8 protein-coding genes and 2 CRISPR repeat arrays are annotated in these 12,186 nt (G+C 22.2%); of the genes, 6 read left to right on the top strand and 2 right to left on the bottom strand.

The features are described from left to right. The 6 genes from GBZ86_RS07750 to GBZ86_RS07720 all read left to right on the top strand — a co-directional run. Positions 1–860 (top strand): N-acetylmuramoyl-L-alanine amidase (locus tag GBZ86_RS07750; protein ID WP_152889360.1); only part of this gene is annotated, 860 nt, incomplete at its 5' end. A gap of 477 nt (positions 861–1,337) precedes the next feature. Further along, positions 1,338–1,812: direct repeats of the CRISPR family, unit length 38 nt; unit sequence AATTTAAATGTTAGTTCCATTAAAATAAGGATTGAAAC. Between the two features lie 422 nt (positions 1,813–2,234). Further along, positions 2,235–4,181: a TIGR02556 family CRISPR-associated protein gene (locus tag GBZ86_RS07745; RefSeq protein WP_152889358.1), complete on the top strand. Its 1,947-nt coding sequence runs from the start codon at positions 2,235–2,237 to the stop codon at positions 4,179–4,181. Then, positions 4,174–5,292: a type I-B CRISPR-associated protein Cas7/Csh2 gene (cas7b, locus tag GBZ86_RS07740; RefSeq protein WP_170272183.1), complete on the top strand. Its 1,119-nt coding sequence runs from the start codon at positions 4,174–4,176 to the stop codon at positions 5,290–5,292. Before GBZ86_RS07745 ends, cas7b begins: the two co-directional genes overlap by 8 nt. A gap of 2 nt (positions 5,293–5,294) precedes the next feature. After that, positions 5,295–5,996, top strand: coding sequence for a type I-B CRISPR-associated protein Cas5b (cas5b, locus tag GBZ86_RS07730; protein WP_152889356.1), 702 nt, complete (start codon positions 5,295–5,297; stop codon positions 5,994–5,996). Next, complete coding sequence (gene cas3 / locus GBZ86_RS07725) at positions 5,983–8,286, top strand: CRISPR-associated helicase Cas3' (protein ID WP_152889354.1); 2,304 nt, start codon at positions 5,983–5,985, stop codon at positions 8,284–8,286. The genes cas5b and cas3 overlap by 14 nt, the downstream gene beginning before the upstream one ends. A gap of 20 nt (positions 8,287–8,306) precedes the next feature. Continuing rightward, a complete protein-coding gene (locus GBZ86_RS07720; protein WP_152889353.1) occupies positions 8,307–8,957 on the top strand; it encodes a CRISPR-associated endonuclease Cas6 in 651 nt (216 codons plus the stop codon). Between the two features lie 272 nt (positions 8,958–9,229). After that, positions 9,230–9,925: a CRISPR direct-repeat array (repeat unit 37 nt; unit sequence ATTTAAATGTTACTTCCATTAGAATAAGGATTGAAAC). A gap of 401 nt (positions 9,926–10,326) precedes the next feature. On the opposite strand, the gene GBZ86_RS07715 is transcribed toward GBZ86_RS07720, so the two are convergent. Together GBZ86_RS07715 and GBZ86_RS07710 are read right to left on the bottom strand one after the other, a co-directional pair. Then, positions 10,327–10,629 carry a hypothetical protein gene (locus tag GBZ86_RS07715; protein ID WP_152889351.1) on the bottom strand — a complete coding sequence of 101 codons (303 nt, stop codon included), beginning with the start codon at positions 10,627–10,629 and terminating at the stop codon, positions 10,327–10,329. Positions 10,630–10,642: 13 nt separating this feature from the next. Further along, positions 10,643–11,551: a ParM/StbA family protein gene (locus tag GBZ86_RS07710; RefSeq protein WP_152889349.1), complete on the bottom strand. Its 909-nt coding sequence runs from the start codon at positions 11,549–11,551 to the stop codon at positions 10,643–10,645. Positions 11,552–12,186: the final 635 nt, after the last annotated feature.

Here is a 12,186-nt window from a genome sequence, read left to right as displayed (position 1 = left end):
GTTTAGTTATTCATGATACAGATAATGAAGGAGCCACTGCACAAAATAACCATGATTATTTTAATAGAGTTTATGCAGGTGCTTCAGCACATTATTTTGTAGATTGGAATAAAGCTATTAAAACTATTCCTGAAAATGAAGTGGCTTGGCACGCAGGTTACACTGCTAATCATAAATTTTTAAGTATAGAAATGTGTGTACCTAAAAATAATAACCAAAGTGAATTTAATAAAATTTATGAAAATACTGTAGAATTAGCAGCTAATATTTGCAAAAGATATGGTTGGAGTACAAATGAAATATATAGTCATAGATATTGTTCTTATACTTGGCATGAAACAGACCATGAAGATCCTTATGATTTTCTTAAAAAGTTCGGTAAGTCTTGGAATGATTTACTTAATGATATTGAAAAAAGAATTAATGGACAAACTATTAATCCATCACCAACTGAAAATAAAATAAATGCTAATGCTACTATTAAAGTAAATAATAGTCTTAATGTGAGAGATTCAGCTTGGGGAAATATAATTGGAGAAGTATTTTCAAATGAAAGAGTAGAAGTATTAAATAGTAATGGTGATTGGTGTTATATAAAATATACTACCCATAATGGAACTAAAAAGGGTTATGTATATAGCAAATATGTTAACTTAGATAAAGTAAAAATAATAAAAACTGTTACTGCATCTTGTCTAAATGTTAGAGAGGTCGCATCCACTAATAGTAATATAATAGGACAAGTTTTCAAGGGTGAAAAAGTAGAAGTAAAATGGACAGTACCAGGTTGGCATTACATAATTTATAATACAAATCATGGAGAAAAAGAAGGGTATGTATATGCAAAATATTTAAAATAATTTTAAAGGTAGCTTAGTTTATTCTAGGCTACCTATGTTTTATTCAAAATATTTTTTAAGAAAATTTCTATATATAAATGTACTTATTCCTATAGAAATTAAAGTTATTCCAATAAACATAATAAATAATAATAGTATAAATAATTCCATTGTAATCACCTCTTAATAATGATTATGAACAAAACTAAAAAATTTTAGCCAAAATTAAATCTTTTATTCTATATTAAATAAAGAAAATACTTAATTTTTAAAAATAATATTATTTATTTTTTGTAATTACTTATAATTTTTTTATATAAACAAGCTATACTATAAAAAAAGCTTGATAAATTAATACTTTATAGCATATACTAAGTATGTAAAGTGGACTAAAAACACACTATTTTTCAAAAAAATAACATGTACAATTTAGCATTTTAAGCTCGTCTTAGAATAGCTTTAATATAGCATTATTACTTGATTAAACAAAATTTTACTAATTTAAATGTTAGTTCCATTAAAATAAGGATTGAAACTTATAACAACGTTGACCACCTTTGACTATTTCGTAATTTAAATGTTAGTTCCATTAAAATAAGGATTGAAACATTATTAATTCTTTGTCTAAAAATAAATTATCTTTGATTTAAATGTTAGTTCCATTAAAATAAGGATTGAAACAATGTAATGATGTACTTTGTAAAACCCGATGATAAAAAATTTAAATGTTAGTTCCATTAAAATAAGGATTGAAACTTCCTTATACATCTTTCTAATTGCTCTATTTGTTAATTTAAATGTTAGTTCCATTAAAATAAGGATTGAAACCTTGCATTTTTAACTCTTCCTCTCTCCATGTTCTGAATTTAAATGTTAGTTCCATTAAAATAAGGATTGAAACTGTTTTGCGTTGGATATGTTGTTTGTTACGGAGTAATTTAAATGTTAGTTCCATTAAAATAAGGATTTTTAGTGAATAGCTATTGCAGTAAATTTATTTACTTTAATAGTTATTTTTTTATTTTGAAATATTTTTTAAAAGTGATATGTCTATATATAATATTATTACTAAAAGCTAATTTTAATAAATTCAAATATGTAAATTATTCTTATAAAAATATCTGTAATAAATAAAAAGGAGATTTAAATCTCCTTTTATCCTTATTATAATGGAATCTTAAAAATTTATATAGATATCACAATTCAATACTTATTCTAATGTATGATTATAATGTTATTTTTTATATTAACATTATAGACAATTATATGTTAAAATATAACTAATTATGAAAAAATTAAAAATAATTTAAAAAATAATTAAATAGATATCACTAAAGAATAAAACTTTATTTTAATAGACATAATATTTATGAGAATAAAACAGGAGGTGAGTCAATGGAAGCAATAAAACAAATAGGGGAATTAATTTTTAAAAATATAGATTCTGAAGATAAGTATTTAGATATATTTACAGAAGATTTTTCTAAAAGTAATAAATACAATAAAATTCTTGAAATAGAATTAAGTCTTAAAGATAATTCTATGATATTTAATCAAATAAATCTTAGAGAATATGATTTAGATTTAAAGTTTAAATACTTGTATAGATCTGGTTCTAGTAATGGTACAGATATAACCCCTACATCTAAAATAACTGAAGTACAAAAAACTTTTTTTAAAAAAATAATTCCAGCAATAAATGAGGGTATTAATTTTTATAATGAAATTTTAAATAATGATAATAAAACATTATTAAAAGAGGAAAAAAAACTCCTTTCATTAGCTTCACAAATATTAGAAGAGAAAAAAGAATTTATTTATAAAGAAATAGAGAATATCTTTTTAAGTATTCCTAAAAAAGAAAGATTTTGTATTTTAACACTTGTTATTGAAATAAATGGTGAAAAGAAATATATTGGAGATTTTGAAATATTTAAAGAAAGAATGAGAGCAATTCCAATAAAAAAATTCTATTATAGCAAGACTGAAAATAAAGAAGTAGTAGGAGAAAATAAAAAATGTTGTTTATGTAATTCTTTAAGTGAAAAAGTTTATGGGTTAGCAAGTCCACTTGCTTTTTATACAATTGATAAGCCAGGATATATTTCAGGTAATTTTGATTATGAAAAATCATGGAGAAATTTTCCTATATGTAAACAATGTGCTATAGAATTAGAACTTGGAAAAATTTATTTGGATGAAAATTTGCAATTTTCTTTTTATGATAGAAAATTTTATTTAATTCCTAAATTACTGTATAAGAATCAACTAGAGCAAATATTAAAAAAATACAAAAATGCTTTTAGGACTGATGAAGTAAAAAAAATTAAAAGTATTGAAAGTCCAGAAGAAAAAATTTTAAAAATACTTTCTAAAGAAAATAATTATGTAACTTTTGATTTGATGTTTATAGAGAAAAATAATGCTGCTTTAAATATATTAGTCAATATTGAAGATGTATATCCATCAACATTTAAAAAACTTTATGAACAATGGGCTGAGATTAAAGATATGAAATTTTTTGAAGGAATAAAAGAAATAAATTATCTTGCTAATTTTAATTATTTAAATATTCTTTTTAAATATTATAAAAAAATTAAAAAAGATAATAAAAAAAGAGAAAATGATAAAGATTTTTCATACATCATTGACAAACTTACAGGTAATGGAAAAATAGATTATAATTTTCTTATAAAATTTATTAATGAACAACTAGTATACTCTTTTAATAATGAAGAAAAAAATAAATCTAAGGATAAAAAAGAAAAAGTTAAAATAGAAATAGATAGTTATAGAATAGCAACTTTTAGAGCATATACTTTTATTTATTATTTATATAAATTAAATAAATTTAAAAACAGAGGAAAGGAAGGTGTAAAAGACATAATGAGAGAAGAATGGCATATTAAAGATTTTTCAAATAAGCAAAATGCTTTTAATGATTTTTTTGAATTAAATAAAGCATTCTTTAATACGGAATCTAAAAAGGCTGTATTTTTAGTTGGATATTTAACAAAAAAACTATTAAATATCCAATTTAAAAATGAAAACGGAAGAAAACCTTTTTTAAGTAATTTAAATGATTTAAAAATTAATAAAAGAGATTTATTAAGGTTAATACCAAAAATCCAAGGAAAACTTCAAGAATATAAAAAAGAGTATTACAATGAAGAATTACAAATAATATCAGAATATATAATAATTAGCAACAATCTAGAGAATTTATCTAATTTAGATATTCCATTATATTTTTCCATGGGAATGAATATGGAAAAAAAATTTAAATTAAGTATTCATAAGGAAGAAGATGATAATTTAGAGGAGGAAATAAAAAATGATTAAAAATAGAAGCGAATTAATTTTTTTAAATGACATAGTAGATAATAATCCTAATGGAGATCCTTTGGACTCTAATAAGCCTAGAATTGACGAGGAAACTGGTATAAATCTTGTAACAGATGTAAGACTTAAAAGAACAATTAGAGATTATTTACATGATTATAAAGGTCAAGAAATTTTTGTGAGAGAAATAAGAGATAAAGATAATAAAGTACAAGATGGAAAAACAAGAGCTAAAGATTTTGGTGATTTAAAAGAAGAAATTGTAAATAAGGTTTTAAAAGATTGTATTGATGTTAGGTTATTTGGTGCTACTATACCTTTAGATAAAGATTCTGCTACTTTTACAGGTCCTGTTCAATTTAATATGGGAAAATCTCTTCATAAAGTATCTTTAAAACGAATAAAAGGAACAGGAGCATTTGCTTCAGGAGCTGGAAAAGATAACAAAACCTTTAGAGAGGAATATATATTACCGTATAGCTTAATTGGCTTTTATGGAATAATAAATGAACATGCAGCAGAAAAGACTAACTTATCTAAAAAAGACATTGATTTATTATTAGAGGCTATGTGGAATGGTACTAAAAATCTTATTTCAAGAAGTAAGATTGGTCAGCTTCCAAGAATGTTAATTAAAATAAATTATAAAGAAGATAATTATCATATTGGGGGATTGTTAAACAAAATTAAATTAGTTTCAACTGTTGAAGATGAATCAATAAGAAGTACTGATGATTATAAAATAGATTTAACTTTATTTAAAGAGGTAATTTTAAAAAATAAAGATAAAATAGAAAATATTGAATATATCATAAGTGAAGATATAAAATTTGTTGCTGATAGTAAAGATAGTAAAGATAGTAAAGATAATAAAGATAGTAAAGATAATAAAGATAGTAAAGATAGTAAAGATAGTAAAGATAATAAAGATAGTAAAGATAGTAAAGATAATAAAGATAGTAAAGATAATAAAGATAGTAAAGATAATAAAGATAGTAAAGATAATAAAGATAGTAAAGATAATAAAGATAGTAAAGATAGTGAATTTAAAGAAATACTAAAAGGCCTTACTTTAAACCCAATAAAAATTAATAATAAAAAGGATAAATAAATATGAAATGTTTAGTATTTGATATATGCGGAGAATATGGTCACTTTAGAAAATTCTATACTACATCTTCACCTTTAACATTTTCAATTCCTCCTAGAACAACACTAAGTGGTCTTATATCTGCTATTATTGGTTTGGATAAAGATGACTATTTAAAATATTTTTCAAAAGATAATGCTAATATAGCTATACAAATTAACAGCCCAATTAATAAAACAAGGCTTTCATATAATTTGATTAATACTAAGACTGCTAAAATGTATAGTAAAATATCTGATAGGACTCAAGTTACTTTTGAACTACTAAAAAATCCTAATTTTAGAATTTATTTTAACCATAAAGATAAAGAAATATACAAAAAACTTAAAAATTTCTTGGAAAATAAAAAAAATTATTATACTTTGTCTATGGGATTAAGTGAATTTATAGCAGAATTTAATTATATAGGTGAACTAGATTTCGAATATATAACTAATTTGAATGAGTTTAATTATATAAATACAGCAATTCCTTTTGACGAATCATTAGAAATTGATATTGAAAATGATAAAGAGTATTTTAAAGATACTATGCCAAATGAAATGAATGAAGAAAGAGTTGTTTTAGATTATAAAAAAATATTATTTGAAAGAAATGGATTTTCAATAAAATGTAAGTGTAATTATTATAAAGGAAGTGGTGAGGAAAAAATTGTATTCTTATAAGTTAAAATCACATGAAAATACACTTCTTATTGATCATTTAAAATTTGTTGGTGATAGAGCTTCAGATTTAATTTCTGAAAAAAATTTATTGTTTAAATTTGAAAAAAATTTATTAATTAAATTAGCTAGGGTTATGGGTTATACCCATGACCTTGGTAAAAGCACAACATATTTTCAACAATATCTAGATGAAATGATTAAAAATAATAAAAGTAAAGTTGATTTGCAATTAAAAAGTCATGCTAATATATCGGCATTAATTTTTTATTATAATTTCAAAAAGGTAAATAAAGAATTAGCTATAATAGGTTATATTGCAATAAAACATCATCATGGAAATCTAAAAAACTTTTCAGATGAAGCTGATATAACTTCCTTAGATATTAAACAAGAGCAAAAGCTAATAACTTCTCAATTTAAAAGTCTAAATAAAGAGATAAAAATTATATGTTCTGAATTTGATTTAAACCTTCCAACTCTTAATGAAATTTTAGAATTAATTGAAGATGTTTATGAAGAGATTGATTGTTATAATGATGAACTTGAAGATAATAAAAATTGTGAAACATATATTTTATTTAAATTTATTTTTTCTTTACTTATATATGCTGATAAAGAACATGCTATATTTAAGTATAAAAATGAAATAGAGTATAATATTCCTGTAAATTTAATTGATGAATATAAACTAAAAAAATTTAAAAATTCAAGCAAAGAAGATATTAGAAATATAGTATATGATGATGTGATTGATAGTATAAAAAGCACAGATGAAAGAATAATGTCTATAACACTACCAACTGGAACTGGAAAAACCCTAGCTTCTATGTCAGTAGCTTTAAATTTAAAAGAAAAATTAAACAATAAAATGAAGATTATTTATTGCTTACCTTTTACTTCAGTAATAGATCAAAATTTTGATGATTACAGCAATGCTATTGAGAAGGTGACAAACAAAAAAGCAACTTCTGAACAATTGTTAAAGCACCATTATTTATCTTCATACAATTATATTAAAAGTGATTTTTATTTTGAAGGAGATGAAGGTAGATTTCTAACTCAAAATTGGAATTCGCAAATTGTAGTAACTACATTTATTCAATTTTTTAATACCGTATTTTCTAATAATAATAGCGAGTTAATTAAGTTTAATACATTGGCTAATTCAATTGTTTTATTAGATGAAGTTCAAGCTATTCCTTATAAATATTGGGATATAATAAATAATTTATTCACAGAAATATCTAATAAATTAAATATGTATTTTGTTTTTATTACGGCTACTCAACCATTGATTTTTGATAAAAGTGATATTAAAGAATTAGCAAAAAAATCTTATTCATATTTTAAACAATATAAAAGAACTAAACTTATAGTTAATGAAGAACCAATGGAAAAAGAAGAATTTTTTAATTTTTCTAGAAATATTATTGAAAAAAATCCCAATAAAAATATTTTAATAATTGTAAATACAATAAAATTATCTCAAGAATTGTTTGAAGAATTAAATAAATCAAATTATGATCGAGAAATGATTTATTTATCTACTAGTATTATTCCTAAAAAGAGAAAAGCTAGAATTAATTATATAAATAAAAATAAAAAAAAGAAAATTATTATTAGTACTCAAATGGTAGAAGCTGGTGTTGATATAGATATGGATATCGTTATAAGAGATTTAGCACCATTGGATTCAATAAATCAGAGTGCTGGTAGAGCTAATAGAGAAAATAGAGGCGAATATTTAGGAGAAGTATATCTTGTAAAAATTCAACAAAATAAAAAAAACTTAGCAAGCTTTGTATATAAAGATATTGTTCTATTGCCTGCAACAGAAAAAGTTTTAAAGGGAAAGAAGATTATTCTTGAAGAAGATTATAAAAATATTAGCGATAGTTATTTTAATGAATTAAAGTTAAATTCTAGTAAAAACATTTCTAAACAATTAAATGATGGTATTAAAACCTTACAATTTGATTATGTTGCTAACTCCTTTAAACTTATAGAAGAACAAGAGAAATTTTCTTTATTTATAGAATTAGATGAAGAAGCTAAAGAAGTTTGGAAAAAATATAATGAGTTTAAAAATATTAAAGATAGAAATATACGAAAAAATAAAATGGACTCTATAAAATCTAAGTTTTATGATTATGTTATATCTGTATTTAAAAATAAATGTAAGGAAAATATTACGGATTCTATTGTTTATATAAGTATTAATGAGCTAAAAAATACTTATGATGAAAATTTTGGATATAAAGTTATTGAAAGTACTAGCATTATATTATAGCTTAAATATAAGGAGATTTTATGAAATTAGAAATATGCACAGTAAAATTTACAGATCTTAAATTAACTCCAAGATATGCTGAAAAGCTAAGAGGATATATTGGAAATAAATATAAAGAAATAGATTTATTACACAATCATAATCAAAATAAACTTATATACAGGTATCCCTTGGTTCAATATAAAATTATAAATTCTAAGCCAATAATAATGGGAATTAATGATGGAATTAATATAGTATCAAAAATAGGATTAAAAGATGATGAGTTAATACTTGATGGAATAAATTATGAAACTTTTCAAAAAGAAATAAATAAATCAAATTTTAATTTTGGATGCACAGAAGATTATTTAGAATATGAATTTAAAACAGCTTGGATAGCATTAAATCAAAAAAATATTAGCCAATACAATAAAGGAAGTAAAATACAAAAAGAAGAAATATTAAAGAAAATTTTAATAGGTAATCTAATAGCTATTTCTAAAGGATTGAAATATAATGTAACTGAAGAAATACATGCTTGGATTGATTTAAAAGAAAAAGATGTTAATTTTAAAGGCATTAAACATACAGCATTTATAGGAAAATTTAAAGTTAATTTTAACATACCAGATTATTTAGGTATAGGTAAATCAGTATCTAGAGGATTTGGAACTATAAAAAAAATATAATAGATTTGAGAACCAGTTTTCAATTTTTTTTGGAAATTAGTTCTCAATTTAAAACCAATATTTTATTGATATTCCTTATAATTTTTTTATGTAAACAAGCTATCACATAAAAAAAGCTTGATAAATCAATGATTCATAGGATATACTAAGTATGTAAGAGGGACAAAAAACATACTATTTTTCAAGAAAATAACATGTACAATTTAGTATCTTAAGCTCGTCTTATAATATTGTCAAAGTAGCTTTATTACTAAGTCTATTTAAATTTTAGTATTTAAATGTTACTTCCATTAGAATAAGGATTGAAACGCAATTATAGCCCAATACGCTGTATCACTAGATACAATTTAAATGTTACTTCCATTAGAATAAGGATTGAAACTATCATCATCATTTTGAATTAATAAAATATTATCCATTTAAATGTTACTTCCATTAGAATAAGGATTGAAACGGATCACCATAAACTCTAGTTTGAATATGTCTAAATAATTTAAATGTTACTTCCATTAGAATAAGGATTGAAACAACTCATCTAGTGAAATAGCAAATTGTTTATCTTTTGATTTAAATGTTACTTCCATTAGAATAAGGATTGAAACTATAATTAATTTTATATATGTATGTAAGAAAAATAATGATTTAAATGTTACTTCCATTAGAATAAGGATTGAAACTTAAATAATACTGGACTACTTTTATTGATATATAAAGATTTAAATGTTACTTCCATTAGAATAAGGATTGAAACATATTAAGCCAACAAGAGGGAATAGTAGGGAATAATTTAAATGTTACTTCCATTAGAATAAGGATTGAAACCTTAGAAAAGTAAATACTTCTTTTTCAGCGTTAGGAAATTTAAATGTTACTTCCATTAGAATAAGGATTGAAACTTGAAAAACTCTTCCCTAAGCATTAATTCAAATTTATTTAAATGTTACTTCCATTAGAATAAGAATTGAAACTAGTAATTCAATAAATTATCAAGTATTACTACTTCATATTTAAAGTTTCCTAACTAGGATTTTTTAAGTATTATTAATAATTGATTTAATTTTTATTTGCATAAATTCAAAGTAATTCTTTAGTATTATTTTTACATCTGTATTTTAATATATCTTTTAAAAGTTTATTAACAAATATTTTAAATAATTTTTAATGTCATTTAGGGTACACCTTTTTTTACGCTTTATATTTTATAAAACATAAAATCATTAAGTAATACTAATAATTACCAAATAATGCTAGATAATACTAAGTAATTCTTAGTATTATAATTATTCTTATCAAAGTAATTCTTAGAAATACTTTGTATTATTTATAAAGAAAAGACTAGAAAACAAATAATTTCTAGTCTTTTTTTATTTTATTCCATATTTCCATATATGTCTTCTACTGAACTATCTAAATCTTTATTCTTTAATTCATTTACTTTTTTATCTAATTCTTTATCCATTGAATCATTATAATTTGTATTAGCTTCTTTCATAATCTCTTTAACAATTTCTTTTAAATCATTAATATTTATTCCATTACTTTTATTACTATCTATTGCAAGAATTATTCTTTCAAGAGCAGCACTTCTTGAACTTAATTTATTTTCTTTTTGATAATTTTCTATCTTATCAATTATATCTTCTTCTAAGTTAAAGCTTACTGTTTTTTTCATATGTTAAAACCTCCTATTTAAAAACCCTAGTTGCTAATAAATATAAACCTTTTGCAGTAGTCATTTGTGGTTCATCAACAACTTTAAATGTTTTATCGAAATTCATATTTAAGGCAGTTCCTCCAGCAACATAAACATCCATTTCGTTTAGATTAATCCAATTATCTTCTATATCTTGGCTTATTCTTTCAGCTAAATTATCATATGCTATCTTTTTTAAAGTATCATAATCTTTAGAACTATCTATTTCATGTAAATCTTTCATTATTCCTTTATCTTCTAGCTGTTTTTGTACAAAAACTAAAGCATCTCTATTTCCTAATTCTATTGTTTTAGAACGCTTATCATTAAATTTAAGCCCAATGTCAAAATATGATAATTCTGTAGTTCTAAAACCTACTGTAACCATAGCTTGTGGCTTATCATTTTTATTTTTATCTTTAACTTCCCATAAAAGAGCAGCATCCCCTTCTCTAAATATCTTTACATCTAATATATTAATATTTTTATAACCACCCTGTATTTTATCTTTTATTTTAATAGTTTTATCTTTATACTTTTCAATTACTTCATTTAATATAACTTTTTTAAAAAGTTTATTTGGAACTCCTATCATTAACTTTACATCATCTTCAATTGCAACTTCATTAAGAGCAGCACACATAAGTTTTTCAACTGTAACTGATGTTTTACTATCTCTACTATTTCTAGTTGGAGTATAACCTTCTTTTTCAGCTAACATTCCAGCAAAATAATTTTCTCCATTAACTTCAACATAAATTGGATTTTCATATAAACTAAAATCTAATTCTCTACCAATGCCAACAACACTTTTGAAACAACATTGTTTTACCATTTCTCCTACTTTAGAATATGCTTTTACATATCCTCTACCAATATCTAATCCTATATTTTGTATCATAATATTCACTCCTTAAATTAAGATTTTATTTAAATTCTATTGATTTTCTATTTAACAATTTGATTATAACATGTATCTTTATACCATTCAATAATTTTCTATTAAGTATTCAATGATTTTCTATTGAATACAATTTAAAAACTTTTATCATAATAATATATTATTTGAAATCCATTTACTTTCTAATATTTTTCCAATAATTTATTTTCTAATTATTCAACACTTTTTTATTATTGAATTTCTATTGAAGTTCTATTTATTATATATTATACTAAATATATGGTTTTTATTTGATATTTAATAATTTATTTTAAATTAAAGAATTATATGGAAAGTGTTTTTATAAAAGTTTCTATAAAGAACATTAGGTATCTCTACTTTATAAAAATAAAATTAAATTCACAAAAATTACTTGTCGGTATTGAAAACAACGCAATAGAATAGTATAATTTAGATAAAATAAAACAGGATAAAACAAAAAACTCCATTATTAGAAGGTCAGTCGGTCAAAACTAATTCTAATAATGGAGTTGAAAGAAGCCCTCTATAGCTTCATACTTATATAATTTATATTAATTATAATTTTTATATTTAATTAAGTCAATAGTTAAATTATGTATTTTATTATATAGACT

The sequence above is a fragment of the Clostridium tarantellae genome (assembly GCF_009295725.1).
Classification (GTDB): domain Bacteria; phylum Bacillota; class Clostridia; order Clostridiales; family Clostridiaceae; genus Sarcina; species Sarcina tarantellae.
The sequence above is the reverse complement of the archived record's forward strand: the minus strand, read 5'-3'. Positions and strand labels throughout refer to the sequence as shown.

What these genes read in the sequence shown, in the direction of transcription:
- GBZ86_RS07710 (WP_152889349.1), bottom strand. Translation starts at nt 11,551, where the DNA reads ATGATACAAAATATAGGATTAGATATTGGTAGAGGATATGTAAAAGCA.
- cas5b (WP_152889356.1), top strand. Translation starts at nt 5,295, where the DNA reads ATGAAATGTTTAGTATTTGATATATGCGGAGAATATGGTCACTTTAGA.
- GBZ86_RS07745 (WP_152889358.1), top strand. Translation starts at nt 2,235, where the DNA reads ATGGAAGCAATAAAACAAATAGGGGAATTAATTTTTAAAAATATAGAT.
- GBZ86_RS07720 (WP_152889353.1), top strand. Translation starts at nt 8,307, where the DNA reads ATGAAATTAGAAATATGCACAGTAAAATTTACAGATCTTAAATTAACT.
- GBZ86_RS07715 (WP_152889351.1), bottom strand. Translation starts at nt 10,629, where the DNA reads ATGAAAAAAACAGTAAGCTTTAACTTAGAAGAAGATATAATTGATAAG.
- cas7b (WP_170272183.1), top strand. Translation starts at nt 4,174, where the DNA reads ATGATTAAAAATAGAAGCGAATTAATTTTTTTAAATGACATAGTAGAT.